The 16389-nt window shown below is 61.8% G+C and carries 19 protein-coding genes; 3 read left to right on the forward strand and 16 right to left on the reverse strand.

All coding sequences use genetic code 11. From position 1 onward, the window contains the following. Positions 1-5 precede the first annotated feature (5 nt). From ACST81_RS07360 to dctP, 3 genes are all read right to left on the reverse strand, one after another. Complete coding sequence (locus ACST81_RS07360) at positions 6-1307, reverse strand: TRAP transporter large permease (protein WP_438752215.1); 1302 nt, start codon at positions 1305-1307, stop codon at positions 6-8. Next, on the reverse strand, positions 1304-1816 hold the full coding sequence (locus tag ACST81_RS07365; RefSeq protein WP_438752216.1) for a TRAP transporter small permease: 513 nt from the start codon (positions 1814-1816) through the stop codon (positions 1304-1306). The genes ACST81_RS07360 and ACST81_RS07365 overlap by 4 nt, the downstream gene beginning before the upstream one ends. A 62-nt stretch (positions 1817-1878) precedes the next feature. Next, positions 1879-2871, reverse strand: coding sequence for a TRAP transporter substrate-binding protein DctP (gene dctP, locus ACST81_RS07370; RefSeq protein ID WP_438752217.1), 993 nt, complete (start codon positions 2869-2871; stop codon positions 1879-1881). Between the two features lie 199 nt (positions 2872-3070). On the opposite strand from dctP, the gene ACST81_RS07375 reads away from it, so the two are divergent. Next, the gene (locus tag ACST81_RS07375; RefSeq protein ID WP_438752218.1) at positions 3071-3754 is read left to right on the forward strand and encodes a GntR family transcriptional regulator; all 684 of its coding nucleotides are present in this window, start codon (positions 3071-3073) and stop codon (positions 3752-3754) included. Next, on the forward strand, positions 3751-4431 hold the full coding sequence (locus tag ACST81_RS07380; RefSeq protein WP_438752220.1) for a GntR family transcriptional regulator: 681 nt from the start codon (positions 3751-3753) through the stop codon (positions 4429-4431). Before ACST81_RS07375 ends, ACST81_RS07380 begins: the two co-directional genes overlap by 4 nt. 35 nt (positions 4432-4466) lie before the next feature. On the opposite strand, the gene ACST81_RS07385 is transcribed toward ACST81_RS07380, so the two are convergent. The 10 genes from ACST81_RS07385 to pcaD all read right to left on the reverse strand — a co-directional run bounded on the left by ACST81_RS07385 (position 4467) and on the right by pcaD (position 13058). Then, positions 4467-5183 carry an ABC transporter ATP-binding protein gene (locus ACST81_RS07385; RefSeq protein WP_438752221.1) on the reverse strand — a complete coding sequence of 239 codons (717 nt, stop codon included), beginning with the start codon at positions 5181-5183 and terminating at the stop codon, positions 4467-4469. Further along, positions 5164-5928, reverse strand: a complete 765-nt coding sequence (locus ACST81_RS07390; RefSeq protein ID WP_438752223.1) for an ABC transporter ATP-binding protein — start codon at positions 5926-5928, stop codon at positions 5164-5166. Before ACST81_RS07390 ends, ACST81_RS07385 begins: the two co-directional genes overlap by 20 nt. Continuing rightward, on the reverse strand, positions 5925-6926 hold the full coding sequence (locus tag ACST81_RS07395) for a branched-chain amino acid ABC transporter permease (protein WP_438752224.1): 1002 nt from the start codon (positions 6924-6926) through the stop codon (positions 5925-5927). The genes ACST81_RS07390 and ACST81_RS07395 overlap by 4 nt, the downstream gene beginning before the upstream one ends. Further along, positions 6926-7789 carry a branched-chain amino acid ABC transporter permease gene (locus ACST81_RS07400; RefSeq protein ID WP_438752225.1) on the reverse strand — a complete coding sequence of 288 codons (864 nt, stop codon included), beginning with the start codon at positions 7787-7789 and terminating at the stop codon, positions 6926-6928. The genes ACST81_RS07395 and ACST81_RS07400 overlap by 1 nt, the downstream gene beginning before the upstream one ends. 211 nt (positions 7790-8000) lie before the next feature. Continuing rightward, positions 8001-9173, reverse strand: a complete 1173-nt coding sequence (locus ACST81_RS07405; RefSeq protein ID WP_438752227.1) for an ABC transporter substrate-binding protein — start codon at positions 9171-9173, stop codon at positions 8001-8003. Positions 9174-9302: 129 nt separating this feature from the next. Next, the gene (locus tag ACST81_RS07410; protein ID WP_438752229.1) at positions 9303-10373 is read right to left on the reverse strand and encodes a 3-carboxy-cis,cis-muconate cycloisomerase; all 1071 of its coding nucleotides are present in this window, start codon (positions 10371-10373) and stop codon (positions 9303-9305) included. A 104-nt stretch (positions 10374-10477) separates the two neighbouring features. Then, on the reverse strand, positions 10478-11092 hold the full coding sequence (pcaG, locus tag ACST81_RS07415; protein ID WP_438752230.1) for a protocatechuate 3,4-dioxygenase subunit alpha: 615 nt from the start codon (positions 11090-11092) through the stop codon (positions 10478-10480). After that, on the reverse strand, positions 11092-11841 hold the full coding sequence (gene pcaH, locus ACST81_RS07420) for a protocatechuate 3,4-dioxygenase subunit beta (RefSeq protein ID WP_438752231.1): 750 nt from the start codon (positions 11839-11841) through the stop codon (positions 11092-11094). Before pcaH ends, pcaG begins: the two co-directional genes overlap by 1 nt. 7 nt (positions 11842-11848) lie before the next feature. Continuing rightward, the gene (gene pcaC / locus ACST81_RS07425; protein WP_438752232.1) at positions 11849-12253 is read right to left on the reverse strand and encodes a 4-carboxymuconolactone decarboxylase; all 405 of its coding nucleotides are present in this window, start codon (positions 12251-12253) and stop codon (positions 11849-11851) included. Next, positions 12246-13058, reverse strand: coding sequence for a 3-oxoadipate enol-lactonase (pcaD, locus tag ACST81_RS07430; RefSeq protein ID WP_438752233.1), 813 nt, complete (start codon positions 13056-13058; stop codon positions 12246-12248). Before pcaD ends, pcaC begins: the two co-directional genes overlap by 8 nt. Before the next feature lie 94 nt (positions 13059-13152). Here pcaD and pcaQ point away from each other — a divergent pair, with 94 nt between their 5' ends. Continuing rightward, positions 13153-14076 (forward strand): pca operon transcription factor PcaQ, encoded by a 924-nt coding sequence (gene pcaQ / locus ACST81_RS07435; RefSeq protein ID WP_438752235.1) that lies wholly within the window; start codon positions 13153-13155, stop codon positions 14074-14076. 27 nt (positions 14077-14103) lie between these two features. Here the strand turns inward: pcaQ and ACST81_RS07440 are convergent, their stop codons facing one another. The 3 genes from ACST81_RS07440 to pobA form a co-directional block, all read right to left on the reverse strand. Continuing rightward, on the reverse strand, positions 14104-14760 hold the full coding sequence (locus tag ACST81_RS07440; RefSeq protein WP_438752237.1) for a Shedu anti-phage system protein SduA domain-containing protein: 657 nt from the start codon (positions 14758-14760) through the stop codon (positions 14104-14106). Continuing rightward, positions 14761-15027 carry a hypothetical protein gene (locus tag ACST81_RS07445; protein ID WP_438752238.1) on the reverse strand — a complete coding sequence of 89 codons (267 nt, stop codon included), beginning with the start codon at positions 15025-15027 and terminating at the stop codon, positions 14761-14763. Between the two features lie 80 nt (positions 15028-15107). After that, positions 15108-16280, reverse strand: a complete 1173-nt coding sequence (gene pobA / locus ACST81_RS07450; RefSeq protein WP_438752240.1) for a 4-hydroxybenzoate 3-monooxygenase — start codon at positions 16278-16280, stop codon at positions 15108-15110. Positions 16281-16389 lie beyond the last annotated feature (109 nt).

Genomic DNA, 16389 nt, shown 5'->3' on the forward strand with positions numbered 1-16389 from the left:
TTCCGTCAGCCGCCATAGCCGGCCAGGCGCGGCAGCCACAGCACGAGTTCGGGGAAGAAGGTGATCAGTGCGAGACACAGCACCATCCATGCGAGGAAGGGCATGCAATCCCGGATGATGCTGCGCATCGGCGAGCCGGAAATGTTGGTCATGATGAAGAGCAGCAGGCCATAGGGCGGCGTCACCAGCCCGAGCATGATGTTGACCACGACCACCACGCCGAAATGGACGAGGTCGATGCCGAGTGCCTGCGCCGTCGGGATGAAGACCGGCACGATGATCAGGAGCACCGCCGTCCCTTCCAGCACGCAGCCGAGCAGCAGCAGGATGGCATTGACCAGCAGCAGGAATTGCCACCAGTTGAGATCCCAACCGGTCAGGATCGCGCGTAGTGATTCCGGCAGGTTCTCGATCGTGACGACATAGTTGAACACAAGCGCACCACCGATCATCATGCCGATCGAGGCCGAGGTCTTGGCGCTGATGAGCAGCGCGCCGTAGCCCTCGCGCCAGCCGAGGCTGCGGTAGAAGACGGTCGAGACGATCACGGCATAGGCGGCGGCAAGGGCCGCGGCTTCGGTCGGTGTGGTCACGCCGGTATAGATACAGCCGAGCAGGATGACCGGCATCAAAAGCGTCGGAATGGCCCGCCAGGTGATGAGCGGGATATCCTTGAGCGGCACCGGCTCCTCGACGGGGAAATTCTTGCGGCGCGCATCCCAGCCGACCTGGAGCATCTGCATGGCCGTCATGATCAGGCCCGGCACGACGCCGCCGAGGAAGAGATAGCCGATCGAGGCATCCGAGACGAGCGCGTAGATCACCATTGGGATCGATGGCGGCAGGATCGGACCGATGACCGACGTCACGGCCGTCAGTGCCGCGGCGTAACTCGGTGTGTATCGGTTCTCATGCGTCATCATGGTCTGCATCATGCGGCCGGAGCCCGCCGCATCGGCGATTGCAGAACCGGACATGCCGGCAAAGATCAGGCTTTGCAGCACGTTGACCTGTGCCAAGCCGCCGCGAAAGCGGCCGACCAGCACATTGCAGAAGCGTAGCAAGCGCTCGGTCATGGAACCGGAATTCATGATCTCGGCGGCGAAGATGAAGAGCGGTACCGCCAGGATGATGTAGTTGGAATACATGCCGTTGAGAAACTGCTCGGCGACCGTCCCCATGTCCATGCCGGCCATCCAGAGGTAGAGGATGGAGCCACAGATCATCGAAAGACCGATCGGCATTCCCAGCAGCGCAAGCGCGGTGATCACCACGATGGCGATCGAAAATGGACTGGTGAGATTCATACGCCCGAACTCGCCTTGGTGGGATCATAGGCCTCCGGCGCACGCCCGAAGATCGCGGTCCAGCCGATCCAGAGATGGCGGGCGATCATGGCGATGGCGAAGACGATGTAGATGGCATAGAGCCAGTCGAAACGGATGCCGAGATAGGCCGTCTTTTCGACCTTCATGAAGGTGACATAATCATAGGCCGCCGGCAGGCCGAGCGCGAAGAGAATGACGAGGACCGCCGCAGTCATCAACGCCATCACCCTTCGCGCCCGGTCTCCGACCGAGGCATAGATCAGGTCGAACCGCATTTCCTCGGAATCGCGGACGATGAAAGATGCACCGAACAACACGAGCCAGATCCACAGCACGACGCTGATCTCATGCGTCCAGCCGATCGGAAGGTTGAAAACGTAACGCGACACGATCTGGATCATGAAGACGATGAACATGGCCAGCAGCAACAGCACCGACACGTCTTCCGCGCGCCGCCTCAGCCAACCGAGAAGTCTGAAATTCGTCATGGGCTTTCCCGAGGCAGCCGGACAGGAATGCGGCCCGCGGAATGCGCGGGCCGCAGGATGGATCAGAGAGCCGCGATACGCTCGGCCATGCCGGCCGGCCAATCCTTGGCCAGCGCGGATTCGGCATAGGCTTTCTGAACATGGGCGCGGAAGGCTTCGAGGTCGGGTGCATAGACGTCGAGGCCCTTTTCCTTGAAGCCGGCAGCCAGGGTCTCTTCCTGCTTGACGTGCTCGGCGGTACTCCACTCGATCGCGGCGTCGGCGGCGGCCTGCACCGTCTTCTGCTGCTCGGGCGAGAGGCCGTCCCAGACCTTCTTCGACAGGGTGAGCAGGTCGAACGCGACGAGATGCGACGTGAGCACGATCTGCTTCATCACCTCGAAGAACTTCATGTTCTGGACGTTGGGCAGCGGGTTATCCTGACCGTCGATCGCGCCAGTCTGCAGGCCGGTATAGACTTCGGCATAGGCCATCGGAGTCGGGTTGGCACCGAGCGCCGTGCCGAGGAACTGCCAGGCTTCGCCGCCCGGCATGCGCAGCTTGACGCCGGCCAGATCGGCGGGAACGCTAACCTTCTTCGTCGTATTGAGGCCGACCTGGCGAGTGCCATAGAAGGTCGGCCCAAGGATCTTGATGCTGAGCTGGTCCTCGGCCAATTTCTTCATCTGGGCACCCGCGTCGCTCGCGAAGAACTTGGTCATGTGGGCCGAGTCACGGAACAGATAGCCCGAGGTCAGGATCGACCAGGCCGGAACCTGCTTGGAAACATCCTGCGGGGCGATATTGCTCATCTCGAGATTGCCGCGCTGAAGCGCGACGAGTTCGGTGCCCTGCTTGAACAGAACGCCACCGTAGAAGCCTTCATATCGGAAGCCTGCACCGATGCCCTCGACGAATTTCTTCATCATCTCGGCGCGTATGTCCTGTTCCGAAAAGACGGCCGAGAACCGGATATGCAAAGGCTCCTGAGCCTGCGCGGTGCGCAGCAGGAATGGTGCGGCCAATGCGGCGGAACCGAGGGCGACGACACTGCGCCGGGTAAGTCTGGCAGCCATAATTTCTCCTCCCGTTGATGATGACGACATTCCTCCTTGCCGCCTCTCCAACAGCGAGACTGACATCTGGCAAACTCAAAATCAACATCGGATTACATATTCATATGATATTTTTTGTTTTAACATATGATTTGCGTTTGACCAGACGGCTTGCGCGTGACCGGCGGTTCGGTTCAAATGCGTTCCAGGAGAGGCTTTTATGACTGTCGCATTGCAACTGCCCGACACGATCGGGGACCAGATCTATCACCGGCTTCGGAGCGACATCATCTTCGGCCGGCTGGAACCTGGGCGTAAACTGCGCCTGGAACAATTGCGCGGCCTCTATGCCGTGAGCGTCGCCACCCTGCGAGAAGTGCTGTTGCGGCTCGTCTCAGAGGGACTGATCCGTTTCGAAACGCAGAAGGGTTTCGAGGTCGCACCGATCTCGGCCCGCGATCTTCGTGAAATCTCGGACATGCGCATCCTGCTCGAATGCCATGCCGTCGAAGCCTCCTTCACATCCGGAGACATCGAATGGGAGGCAGGCGTCGTTGCTGCGCATCACAAGCTGTCCCGGATGGAAGAGAAGATGCTGGCCGGCGACCGTTCGGTCTCGGAAATCTGGAAGCGTTACGATCGCGAGTTCCATGTCGCGCTGATCGCTGCCTGCGGTTCGCAGGAACTGCTGGCCACGCATGACCGGATTTTCGATCGCTTCCTCAGATACCAGGTGCTGCTGGTCATGTTCCGGGGGTCGGTCGCGGCCGGAGAGCATCACGAACTGCTTGACTGTGCCCTCCGGCGCGACATTCCACGCGCCCAGACGCTGCTCGCGCGCCATATCGGCGCGTGCATTGATTATACCGTCGAACACGGGCTGTTGGCGGAGGGAAGTCGATGAACGAGATGACGGACGTTGGACAGCCCTTCGGCGAGACTGTGTACCAAAGCCTCCGGGCCGATATCATCATGGGGCGGCTGAAGCCGGGGCAAAAGCTGAAGCTTGAGGGCTTGCGCGATGGCTACAGCGCGGGCACGAGCACGTTGCGCGAGGCGCTGAGCCGGCTCGCCGCCGATGGTTTCGTGCGTGCCGAAGGACAGCGTGGTTTCGAAGTTGCTCCCATCTCGGAAGCTGGCCTGCGCGAGATCGCCGCATTAAGATTGCTGCTCGAGGAACACGCCCTTGCCCGCTCTTTTGAAGCGGGAACGCTCGACTGGGAGGCGGCGGTCATCGCCGCGCATCACAAGCTCGACAGCCATGAGGAACGGCTGGAGGCGGGGGACACTTCTGATATCAACGCATGGCGCCGCAGCGACTGGTCTTTCCACCAGATGCTGATCTCGGCCTGCGGGTCACGCGTGCTGATGCAGACCCACGCCGACGTTTTCGACAAGTATCTGCGTTATCAGATGATCGCGCTGGCCTTCCGCCCCTCGGCCTCGCGCCCTGAGCATCGGGCGTTGAAAGAGGCTGCGCTGGGCCGTGATATCGCAACCGCGATACTGCTGCTGCGCCACCATATCCATGCCGGGGTCGAGCATGCGCTGTCAGTCGGCACGTTGCGCAACTCGATATGAAATCGGATTTCGGGCTGTAGCTGCAAGTCCTCCCGTCAGTGCAGGCCGCCAACGCCGAGCAGGGTTTCCACTGCATCCCGATCCGCTGACAGCGCGGCGGGCGTGCCGCTCCAGGCGATACGTCCACGCTCGAGGATGATGACCTCTTCGGCGAAATCGAGCGCGCTCTGGATGCGCTGCTCGACGAGCAGGATTGTCATCGCGCCGGAAGCTGCAAGCGTGCCGAAGGCCGCCATCAGTTCCTCGCAGATGACGGGTGCAAGCCCTTCCAGCGGCTCGTCGAGCAGCAGCACGGAAGGCCGGCCGAGAATGGTGCGCGCCGTCGTCAGCATCTGCTGCTCGCCACCGGACAGTTGCGAGCCGAGATTTTTTCGCCGCTCCTTGAGACGGGGAAACATCGCATAGGCCTCCTCGATGGCCGCGCGCGGCCGTGCCTTCAGGCCGACAAAGAGGTTTTCCTCCACCGTCAGGGTCGGGAAGACATCGCGTGACTGCGGCACATAGCCGAGCCCCTTCAGCGCGCGCGACGAACTGTCGATGCTTTCGATCGGCTGACCGCCGAGACGGATCTCGCCGCCATAGCGCTTCGTCTGGCCGGCGAGCGTTGCAAACAGCGTCGACTTGCCCATGCCGTTGCGGCCGAGCACCGCAAGGCGCCGGCCGGCGAGAGCCGAGAACGATATGTCCTCCAGGACGCGTGTGGGGCCATAGCCTGCGGACAGGCCTGAAATTTCAAGCGACGCTGCGGGCATCGGCATAGCTCCCGAGATAGGCCTGGCGGACGCGGGCGTCCCTGGTGACGGCATCCGGCGATCCGTCAAAGATGATTTCGCCCGCAGCGAGCACGACGACACGCCTTGCAAAGCGGAAGACGAGGTCCATGTCGTGCTCGATCATCAGCACCGCGAGATCGGCCGGCAGGTCGGCGATCGCCTGTTCGATGCGCGCCGTGTCGCTCTGCGGCACGCCGGCGGCGGGCTCGTCGAGCAACAACACCTTCGGTTTCAGGGCGAGCGCCATGGCCAGTTCGAGCAGGCGCTGCTGGCCGTAAGCGATCTCGCTGATCAAGTGGCCGGCAAGATGCGCGATACCGAGCTTGGCCAGCAAGGCGTGCACTTCGTCCGTGACATCCGGCATCGCGCGATGGCTCGCGAACATGCGTCCCGACCGGCCTTCGCGCTGCAGGATGGCGAGCGCCACATGCTCCTCTGGCGTCATCTCGGAAAACAGCCGCGTAACCTGGAAGGAGCGCACGAGGCCGCGACGCACGCGCTCGGTCGGGCCAAGTCGTGTCACGTCCTGGCCGCCGAGTATAACACTTCCGGAATCCGGCAGGATATTGCCGGTGACGAGGTTGACGAAGGTGGTCTTGCCGGCGCCGTTCGGGCCGATAAGCGCGACACGGTCGCCCGGTGCCATGGACAGCGAAACATCGCTGGTGACGACAAGGCCGCCGAACGTTTTCCTCAGATTCCGGACGTCGAAGATTGCGGTCATGGGGCCTTCCTTCCGCGACGTTCAAAATAGGCCGCCAGTGAGCCGTACAGTCCCTTCGGCGCGAAGAGCACGACGGCGACCAGCAGCGCGCCGACGATGGTGAGCCAGTGGAACGGGTTGGCCGCCGAGACGACATCCTCGAACCACATGAACGAGATCGTGCCGATCAGCGCGCCGTAGAGCGAACCGGTGCCGCCGAGGACCAGCATGACGAGCGCTTCGGCCGACATCGTGAAGGACAGGCTGTCGAGGCCGACAACCTGGGTCGAGATGGCATTGAGCGCGCCACCCGCGCCGGCGACGGCGCCCGATATCACATACATCCGGATCAGCGTGCCGTGCACCGAACCGCCCATGGCGCGCACGCGCACCGCATCCTGCTTGATGCCGCGGCACAGCATGCCGAAGGGCGAGCGCACGATCTGGCGCAGGATGACGAAGGCGACGGCGAGCAGCACGATGCCGAAAACATAGGCCGTGCGGCCCCACAGATCGAATTGCCAGAGGCCAAAGACCGCATCGGGCGTGATGCCGGAGAGGCCGTCGCTGCCGCCGGTCCAGCCGGACGCCTTGTTGGCGGCTTCGTGCGCGAGGTGCACGATGGCGATGGACAGCACGAGCTGCGGCAGGCCGTGGGCGCGAAGCACGACGGCACCGGTCACGAGGCCGGCAAGCGCGCCCGCGACGATGCCGACAGAGAGCATGGCGATCGGATCGGTAATACCGAAATGCGCAGCCGCGATGCCCGCGCCATAGGCGCCGGCACCGAACAGTGCCGCATGGCCAAGGGTCGCGACGCCGCAATAGCCGGTGACGAGATCGAGCGAGAGCACCAGCAGCGCGATCGCGATGATGCGGGTGAGAAGTGCTAGATTGTTCGGAAAGAGGAAGTAGCCAATGACGGCCAAGGCGAGGATGACCAGCACGCCGATGGCGTCGCGTGTCAGCCGGGCGCGACGGTCGCCGGTGGTGGAAAGGGACGTCGTCAGCAGCGCCATCAATTCGCCCTCCCTGCAAGGCCGCGCGGGAAAATCCAGACGATGGCGATGACTGCGAGATAGAAGAAGAACTCGCCGAATTCCGGCATGAGATAACGTCCAGTCGTGTCGATGGCGCCGAGCAGCAGGCAGGCGGCAAGCGCGCCGGGAATGGATCCCGCGCCGCCGACCGAAACGACGACGAGGAATGTCACCATATAGCGAAGCGCATAATAGGGCTCGATCGGCAGCAGTTCGGCACCGACCACGCCGCCGAACGCGGCAAGGCCGACAGCGACGGCGAAGCTCACGGCATAGACCACCTCGGTCTTCACGCCAAGCGCGGCGGCCATCGCGGCATTGTCGACGCTGGCGCGCAGCTTCACACCGAAGGCGGTGCGCTCGATGAAATACCACAGGCCGAGGGCCACGGTCGCCCCGCAGCCGATGACGAAGAGCCGGTGCGCCGAGACGGTGCGGAAGCCGAGGCTGACGGGTTCGCGCAATGCCTCCGGTGTCGGGATGGTTTTCAGCGTCGGGCCGAAGACATAGTTGGCGATGCCGATGATGCAGAAGGTGATGCCGATGGTCATCAGAACCTGCGTCAGCTCCGGCTGGCCGTAGATGCGGCGATAGAGCAGGCGCTCGATGGGAATGGCGATGAGGATCGTGCCGGCGACCGCGAGCATGACGGCGACGGCATAGGCAAGCCCAAGGTCACGGGCCGCATAGGAGGCGATATAACCTCCGATCATCGCGAAGGCGCCGTGGGCAAGGTTGACGACCCGCATCAGCCCCATTGTAACCGAAAGACCGATGGAGATGACGAACAGCACCATGCCGTAAGCAAGCGCATCGACACCGATGCTGAAGACCGTTTGCATGTCGTTATCCCGATGTTGCCGCTATTGCCACGCCGCGTCGCATTTGCCCCTCATCCGGCCTGCCGGCCACCTTCTCCCCGCAAGCGGGGCGAAGGAGATGCTTGGCACGCGTCTTGCCAAACCCTGTATCCATTTGTGCGGGGCACGTCCCCTCTCCCCGCTTGCGGGGAGAGGGCCAGGGTGAGGGGCAACGCTCCGAATGCAAGCGACCTTACTTCCCAGCTGCCAACCCCGGGTCGCCCTGCTTTTCAAACGTCTGGATTTCCTTGTTGTAGTAGGTCCCGTCCTCCGCTTTTGCGACTTCGCGCAGATAGATGTTCTGCGTGATATGGCGGCTTTCGGGATCGATGGTCACCGGCCCGCGCGGGCTTTCCCAGGACAGGCCCTTCACGGCCTCGACGGCCTTGGCGGCATCCTGCTCGCCGCCCGTCGCCTCGATCATCTTGTAGATGACATGCATGCCGTCATAGGCGCCGACCGCAGGGAAGGAGAGTTCGGCCGGATTGCCGATCGCCTTGGCGGCAGCCTCGACAAATTTCTTGTTCTCGGCGCTGTCGTGCGAGACGGCATAGTGGAAGGTGGTGGTCAGGCCAAGTGCTGCGCCGCCCAGCGCCGGCAAGTCGGATTCCTGGGTGAGGTCGCCGGGAGCGAAAAATTTGATGCCGCCGTCCTTAAGGCCGTTCTCGTTGAAGGCCTTGACGAAACCGAGCGTCGTCGGGCCGGACGGCAGAAAGGCAAAGACGCCTTCGGCGCCGGAATCCTTGATGCGCTGCATGATCGGCGAGAAGTCGTTGGTCTGCAGCGGAATGCGGATCGCCTCGACCACTGCACCGCCCGCCTTCTCGAAGCCGGTCTTGAAGGCGGCTTCGGCATCGACGCCGGGACCGTAGTCGCTGACCACGGAAATGACCTTCTTGGTGCCGCCGTCGAAGGCAACCTTGGCAATTGGCGTCGACGTCTGCCATGTCGTGAACGATGTGCGCACCACATAGGGGCTCTTGGTGACGATGGCCGAGGTGGCGGCGTTCATCACCACCATGGGCACATTCGCTTGTTCGAGCAGAGGCGTGGCGGCCATTGCATCCGGGGTGAAGTAGAAGCCGGCGAGATATTGCACGCCTTCCTTGACGACCAGTTCCTGCGACAGCGCCTTCGACTGCGCTGGATCGGCTGTCGGGATGTCGCGGTAGATGATCTCGATCGTGTCGTCGCCGACCGTATTGCCGTTCAGCGCCATATAGGCGTCGATACCGGCCTTGAAATTCTTGCCCTGCAGCGCGAAGGGACCGGAGAACGGCCCGACGACGCCGACCTTGATGGTATCGGCATGGGCAACGCCGCCCAGAAGCGCAGCCGCGAATGCGGCGATCGCAAGTTTCTTCATGATTTCCTCCCTGAAGACCGGTCGCGCGACCAGCCAGACACTTTGCGAATGGCAAATAGACCTTTGTCAGATTGGCAGATAGAAAAGTGATGTAAAATGAAAATGTAAGCTCATATCATAACCACGAGGTTATTGGATTTCGTCGGTGGTCAAGCCAAGCTGACGGATCGACGCCAGGAGATCGCCGGCAAGGCGCAAAGAGGCACCCGTCGCGACCACCATCTGCGGCAGGATGAGCCATTCGAGTGTCCAGGCCGCGCCGGAACGCTCCTGTTCATGCACAGCGGCCTGGGCGATCCCGCCAAGCTGCGCGGCATTGAAGCGGGCAAGCGAGACCAGCACTTCTGCGGCGACGGGGTTCTGCTTGTGCGGCATCGCGGACGAGGCGCCGCCGCCGGCAAGGACGATCTCCTCGCCGCGATCGGCCATCAGCGCGATATCCTGCCCGATCTTGCCAAGACTGCCGGTGATGCCGGCCAGCAGGCCGGAGAACTCTCCGATACGTGCACGCTGGCTGTGCCATTGCGGCGTGTCGGCAAGGCCAAGTTCGCGGGCGAGGACGGCGCGCACGGCGGTTGCCTTGTCGCCAAGTTTTTCCAGTGTTCCGGCCGCGCCGCCAAACTGCACAGCCAGTCCCTCCTGCGCAAAGGCATCCAGGCGGTCGGCATGATGTATCAGGGGGGCCTGCCAGGAGGCGAGACGGTCGGCGACGGTGATCGGTATTGCCGCCTGCATGCGCGTGCGGCCCATCATCACCCGATTGCCGAATGTGACGGCGAGGGAATCGAAGGTCGTCGCCAGTGCGCGAAGCCGCCCGCGCAGAACGGGCGCCATGCGCGCAAGCCGCAGCATCAGGCCGGTGTCGATGACGTCCTGACTGGTCGCGCCGACATGTACATGTCGGCCATGCGGCTCGCCGACGGCGGCTCGCAACTGGCGAACGAGGTCCGGTACGACGACGCCGTCGCGCGCGGCGGCCGCCCGCAGGCTCGTCATGTCCGGCGAGAAGCGATGGGCGGCCTTTGCGATTTCCGCTGCGGCATCGGCCGGGATGACGCCCACTGTCGCCTCCGCCTTGGCCAGCGCCACTTCGAAAGCGAGCATGGCTTCCAGCTCCGCAGCGGCGGAGAACAGCGAGGCCACTTCCTCGTCGCCGAGAAGGCCGGAGAGGTAGGGATGGTCGAAGGGGGATACCGTCATGGGGTCCTCGGATGGGTACGGCGAACGACGGTGGATTCTCAACGCGAGCCTGAGAAACCATGCCGGGCAGAGCACCCATTATAGGCCATTGCCATGCGTCGCGTCTAAATATCGAAGAATACGGTTTCCTTGTCACCCTGGAGGTGAATGTCGAAACGGTAATTGTCGCCGTCGGCAGCCGCGATCAGCGTCGGCATGCGGATGCGGTGTTCGATGCGGGCAAGCACCGGGTCTTCCGTATTGGCGGCCTCTTCATCGCCGAAATACATGCGCGTATTGAGGCCGAGATTGATGCCGCGGGCGACGATCCAGAACGAGATATGCGGCGCCATCAATCGACCGTCCCTGAACGGTACGCGACCGGGCTTGACGGTCTCGAAGCGGTATTCTCCGGTTTCACTGTCGGTGGGACAGCGACCCCAGCCGGCAAAGTTAGGGTCAGCGCTGCCGCGCAGTTCCGACGGGCTGTTGTAGAAGCCGGCGGCATCCGCCTGCCAGATTTCGAGCAGTGCATCCTTCAGCGGCGTGCCGGTGCCGTCGAGCACACGGCCGGTGATGGCGATGCGCCGGCCGAGGGTTTTCTCGGTGACCATGGTGGCGCCGAGATCGATCTCGTAAACGCCGCCGATCCCGCAGAAATTTGGTGTCAGGCCGATATGGACATAAGGGCCCGCCGTCTGCGAGGCGCTTTCCTTGAGATATCCGAGCGACTGAACCATCAATTGCCCTCCATGCGGTTTTCGAACAGCGTCGAGCGGCGGCCGCGCAGCACGATGTCGAACTTGTAGGCGCGCGCATCCATCGGGATCGTGTTGCCCCAGTCGAGGGCCGCGACCAACTGCTCGATCGCCGCCTTGTCCGGGATTGTCTGAACGATGGGACATTTCCAGATCATCGGGTCACCCTCGAAATACATCTGCGTAATCAGCCGCTGGGCAAAGCCGTGGCCGAAAACGGAGAAATGGATATGCGCCGGGCGCCAGTCGTTGACGCCGTTCGGCCAAGGGTAGGGGCCGGGCTTGACGGTGCGGAACGCGTAATGTCCGTCCGCATCGGTGATGGTGCGCCCGCAGCCGCCGAAATTCGGATCGAGCGGCGCAAGATAGGTCTCCTTCTTGTGGCGATAACGCCCGCCGGCATTGGCCTGCCAGAATTCCAGAAGCGCGCCGGGTACGGGCTGCCCCCGTTCGTCCAGCAGCCGTCCATGCACGATGATGCGCTCGCCGATGGCGCTTTCGCCGGATTTCGCGAAATTGTGGATCAGGTCGTTGTCCAGTTCGCCGAGGATCGAATGGCCAAAGACCGGGCCGGTGATTTCCGATACCGTGCCATCGAGCGACAGCAGGGCCTTATGCGGAGAGCGCAGCACGGAGGTCTTGTAACCGGGTGTAAGCCCAGGCGGGTGCCACCGGTGATCGCGGGCGAAGAAGGCGCTGGTCTCGGGCTTGCGGTTGAAAATGTCTGTCATATCTGCCTCAGGCCGCCTTTCCGGCGTCCATATCCTCGAAGACGTGCTTGGCGATCTTGAACGCACGATTGGCTGCGGGAACGCCGGCGTAGATCGCCACATGCAGCAGCGCCTCGGAAATGTCCTCGCGGCTTGCACCAGTATTGAGGGTCGCACGCACATGCATCGCTACCTCCTCATCGTGGCCGAGTGCTGCCAGCAGCGCGATCGTCACCATGGAGCGCTCGCGCTTCGTCCAGCCGGGCCGCGACCACACCGTACCCCATGCCCCTTCGGTGATCAGTTCCTGAAAGGGCTGATCGAAGGTGGTCACCGACGATGAGGCACGGTCGACATGGTTGTCTCCCAGCACCGCGCGGCGGGTCGTCATGCCCTGGCGATAGCGGTCGGAAAAGGTTTGGGAATCAGCCATGTGGCTTGTCTCCGGCAGGTAGGGTGGCAAAGAAGGCGCGGATCATCTCGGTCAGGATTTCCGGTTGCTCCACGCAGGGAATGTGCCCGGCATCCTTGATGACCTCGTAACGGGCGCCGGGAATGAGTTTTGCCATGGACAGCACCAGATCGGGCGGCGTCGAACCGTCCTGGTCGCCGACGACGCAGAGCGTCGGCACGGAAATGCGCTTCGTCGTCTCCGTCAGGTCGGCATCGCGCACCGCTGCGCAGGTCGCGGCATAGGCGGTGGCGGACTGGCGCGTCAGCATGTTGCGGTAGCCGTGATAGGCGGCATTCTCCGGCCGGCGGAAGGCGGGGGTGAACCAGCGTTCGAGGATGGCGTCCGCCAGGCTTTCGATGCCCTTCGTCTCTATGCTTTGGATGCGGGCGTTCCACATGTCGTCCGTGCCGATCTTGTGCGCGGTGTCGCACAGGATAAGCGCCCTGACGAGATCCGGACGCTTGGCGACCAGTCCCTGCGCGATCATTCCGCCAATGGAGAGGCCGCAGATGACGGCGTCCTTCACATCGAGCCGGTCGAGCAGGGCGGCCAGATCCAGCACGTGATCGTCGATGGAGTAAGGCAATTGGCCGAGGTCCGAGAGGCCGTGGCCGCGCTTGTCGTAGGTGATGATCGGGAAGTCCCCGGCGAGACGCACGACGACATCGCGCCAGATGCGGAAATCCGTTCCAAGCGAATTGGCGAACACGATCACCGGCCGACCGGCGGGGCCGCCTATCAACTGGTGATGCAGTATAACGTCATTGACGGTTGCGAATTGCACGTCGATCTCCTCCCGTGCTCCCAGATTGAACCCTTGATCTGGTTAGGTAAAATGATATTTCATGCCGTTCTATTAACTTGAGGGTTATGAAACAGTGGTCGACAGCCGTATCAAGTTCCGCCATCTGCAAACCTTTGTCGAGGTGGCGCGCCAGAAGAGCGTGATGAAGGCAGCTGGTCTGCTGCATGTCAGCCAGCCTGCCGTGACGAAGACGATCCGCGAATTGGAGGAGGTTCTGGGCGTGGCCGTCTTCGAGCGTGACGGGCGCGGTATCAAGATCACCCGCTACGGCGAGGTTTTCCTCAAACACGCCGGGGCAGCGCTGACGGCACTGCGGCAAGGCTTCGATTCGGTATCTCAGGCACGGTCCGGCGACGCGCCACCGATCCGGATCGGCGCGCTGCCGACGGTCTCGACCCGGATCATGCCGAGAGCGATGAAACTCTTTCTCGCCGAGGGCACCGGGGCGACGATCAAGATCGTCACCGGCGAGAACGCGGTGTTGCTGGAACAGTTGCGTGTCGGCGATCTCGACCTTGTCGTGGGGCGGCTCGCAGCGCCGGAGAAGATGACGGGGTTTTCATTCGAGCACCTCTATTCGGAAAAGGTGGTGTTCTGCGTACGCACCGGTCATCCGCTGCTGTCCCGGGGGGCAATCTTTTCCGGACTCAATGCTTTTACGGTGCTGATGCCGACCCGTGCGTCCATCATTCGCCCTTTCGTGGAGAGCTTCCTTATCGCCAACGGCATTGCCGGGGTGGCCAATCAGATCGAGACCGTGTCGGATGCCTTCGGCCGAGCCTTCGTACGGGAAAGCGATGCGGTCTGGATTATCTCTGAAGGGGTCGTGGCGGCCGACATCGCCGAAGGCAAGCTGGCGGCGCTGCCGGTCGATACCAGCGCCACCAAGGGTCCGGTGGGCCTCACCATGCGCACCGACGCCGTGCCCTCCATGCCGCAGGCCATCCTCATGCAGACGATCCGTGAAGTGGCCGGCGAAGTGTCGCCCGCAGCTTGAGCCGTTGGCATCACAGATATTGTAATTTCAAACAGTTTTTGGTGGAGCAGTATTAGCCTGCGCAAGTGCTTCGCGATAAATATCCAGTTGGCCTTCAAAGTGCAGGATCACGTCATCATAGGTCATAAAGAGGACTCTCGTATCCGTGATTTTGCAATGATCGCTTAGCCAATTCAAACGCGACTTCTCCGTCTCGTCCATGGCGCTTTCCAAACCGCAGATGACGACATATGTCCGGCTGAACTCGGCGTATCCGATAGCATTTATAAGAACGATGCTTTTCTGGTTGTCGTTGATCGCCCAGGACCAATCGACGATCTGGCCAAGAGCATGCTGCACTTGACTTCCCCAGTCCCGCATCTGATTGGTTTGCTTAGGTCCGAACAGGCTATTTTCTTGCCCACCCTCGAATTCCACTAAGGTGAAATGTCGTGACGAGGAACTTCCAACGATATAATCAGCCCGGAATACGCCTTGAATCTCGAATTCATGCTTGAACAGATCTGGCTGCCCACTTGTGCCGAGAAATGAAAGCAGGAGGCAAAGATTGTCTAATGTCTTCAGTTCCTGAATAACCTCGCGTTCAGTGAAGCGTTTGTGATCCGCCAACCATGATTTGAAATGCTGTAGTTCCGCCTCAGCCTTTGCGTAGCTCAGCGCAGATTTTTTAAGAATAGAAGGCACTCAGCGTGTCTCTTCCGACGTCGCAAACGTGATGACGGTAACATGTTCACTGGGGTCACGTTTTGCCACGACGCGATACGGCCCCATACGGTAAACGAAATTGCCAGACTTCGTGTCTTTTCTAACGGACGCGGTCGGCGCTGTAATGTTTTTATAGACGTCGTATTCAGAAATACCACGCTGCTTCATCTGAAATAACGCCGGACGGGCGAAGTCCACGTCGGGTATTCCAGCCAGCGGATTTTTTTTGGTATTTTGGTTCGTCAATGTCAACCACCGAATATGCCGCGATTATCGCACCAAAGTAACAGATTAAGGGCGGCTCGGATAGTGCACGCCTATTCTCTTCAATAAGGCAACCCGACGTAATTTTCCGCCAGCACGGTCTCGGCGGCGCGGGAATGGGTGAGGTAATCGAGTTCGGCTTCCTGGATCTTCTGGTCGAAATCGCCGGCCTCGGGGAAGCGATGCAGCATTGTTGTCATCCACCAGGAGAAGCGCACCGCCTTCCAGACGCGCCCGAGCGTCTTGGCCGAATAGGCGTCGATCCCCGCATTCGTGCGGTCCTGATAATGTTCGAGCAGGGCGGTGAAGAGGTAGTGCACGTCGCTGGCTGCAAGGTTCAGCCCCTTGGCGCCGGTCGGTGGCACGATATGGGCGGCATCGCCGACGAGGAAAAGGCGCCCGAAGCGCATTGGCTCGGCGACGAAGGAACGCAGCGGCGCGATGGATTTCTCGAAGCTTGGACCGACGATCATCGCCTCGGCGTGATGGGTGGGAAGGCGTCGGCGCAACTCGTCCCAGAAGCGCGCATCGGACCAATCCTCGATCTTCTCGTCGAGCGCGCACTGGATGTAATAACGGCTACGGCTATGCGAACGCATGGAGCAGAGCGCGAAGCCTCGTGGATGGTTGGCATAGACCAACTCCTCGCTGACCGGCGGGACTTCAGCGAGAACGCCGAGCCAGCCGAACGGATAGACCTTCTCGAATGTGCGGATGGCCTTCTGAGGTACCGCCTTGCGGCTCGCCCCATGGAAGCCGTCGCAGCCGGCGATGAAATCACAGTCGATCCGGTGCGTCACACCGTCCTTGTCGTAAGTGAGGAAGGGGGCAGCGCCGTTGAAGTCATGCGGCGCGACGTTGGACGCCTCATAGATGGTCGGATGGCCATCGGTTTCGCGCTGCTCGATGAGGTCACGTGTCAGTTCCGTCTGCCCATAGACCATGACGCGCTTGCCCTCGGTCAGGCCATGGAGGTCGATGCGATGGTCCCGTCCGTCGAAGGCGAGCGAAAATCCGTCGTGCGACAGGCCTTCCGCCTGCATGCGGGCTCCGACGCCGGCTTGGTTCATCAGGTTAACCGTGCCTTCCTCCAGCACGCCGGCGCGCACGCGGCCGAGAATGTGCTCCCGGCTCGACCGGTCGACAATGACCGTCTCGATGCCAGCCTTGCCGAGCAGTTGGCCGAGCAGAAGCCCCGACGGACCCGAGCCGATGATGGCGACCTGAACGCGCATGATATCCTCCCGTATTTTGATACCGAGCTGGCATCTCGCAAATTGTCGGGCAGGGTGGCTGGCTGTGGCAATGGACGGATCAGCCCGATAATTGTACAAACCGAACACA

The sequence above is a fragment of the Pararhizobium sp. O133 genome (assembly GCF_051669845.1).
GTDB lineage: Bacteria > Pseudomonadota > Alphaproteobacteria > Rhizobiales > Rhizobiaceae > Pararhizobium.

What these genes read in the sequence shown, in the direction of transcription:
- pobA (WP_438752240.1), bottom strand. Translation starts at nt 16,280, where the DNA reads ATGCGCGTTCAGGTCGCCATCATCGGCTCGGGTCCGTCGGGGCTTCTG.
- ACST81_RS07380 (WP_438752220.1), top strand. Translation starts at nt 3,751, where the DNA reads ATGAACGAGATGACGGACGTTGGACAGCCCTTCGGCGAGACTGTGTAC.
- pcaH (WP_438752231.1), bottom strand. Translation starts at nt 11,841, where the DNA reads ATGACAGACATTTTCAACCGCAAGCCCGAGACCAGCGCCTTCTTCGCC.
- ACST81_RS07375 (WP_438752218.1), top strand. Translation starts at nt 3,071, where the DNA reads ATGACTGTCGCATTGCAACTGCCCGACACGATCGGGGACCAGATCTAT.
- pcaG (WP_438752230.1), bottom strand. Translation starts at nt 11,092, where the DNA reads ATGGTTCAGTCGCTCGGATATCTCAAGGAAAGCGCCTCGCAGACGGCG.
- ACST81_RS07395 (WP_438752224.1), bottom strand. Translation starts at nt 6,926, where the DNA reads ATGGCGCTGCTGACGACGTCCCTTTCCACCACCGGCGACCGTCGCGCC.
- ACST81_RS07365 (WP_438752216.1), bottom strand. Translation starts at nt 1,816, where the DNA reads ATGACGAATTTCAGACTTCTCGGTTGGCTGAGGCGGCGCGCGGAAGAC.
- dctP (WP_438752217.1), bottom strand. Translation starts at nt 2,871, where the DNA reads ATGGCTGCCAGACTTACCCGGCGCAGTGTCGTCGCCCTCGGTTCCGCC.
- pcaC (WP_438752232.1), bottom strand. Translation starts at nt 12,253, where the DNA reads ATGGCTGATTCCCAAACCTTTTCCGACCGCTATCGCCAGGGCATGACG.
- ACST81_RS07405 (WP_438752227.1), bottom strand. Translation starts at nt 9,173, where the DNA reads ATGAAGAAACTTGCGATCGCCGCATTCGCGGCTGCGCTTCTGGGCGGC.
- ACST81_RS07400 (WP_438752225.1), bottom strand. Translation starts at nt 7,789, where the DNA reads ATGCAAACGGTCTTCAGCATCGGTGTCGATGCGCTTGCTTACGGCATG.
- ACST81_RS07385 (WP_438752221.1), bottom strand. Translation starts at nt 5,183, where the DNA reads ATGCCCGCAGCGTCGCTTGAAATTTCAGGCCTGTCCGCAGGCTATGGC.
- ACST81_RS07360 (WP_438752215.1), bottom strand. Translation starts at nt 1,307, where the DNA reads ATGAATCTCACCAGTCCATTTTCGATCGCCATCGTGGTGATCACCGCG.
- ACST81_RS07410 (WP_438752229.1), bottom strand. Translation starts at nt 10,373, where the DNA reads ATGACGGTATCCCCCTTCGACCATCCCTACCTCTCCGGCCTTCTCGGC.
- ACST81_RS07390 (WP_438752223.1), bottom strand. Translation starts at nt 5,928, where the DNA reads ATGACCGCAATCTTCGACGTCCGGAATCTGAGGAAAACGTTCGGCGGC.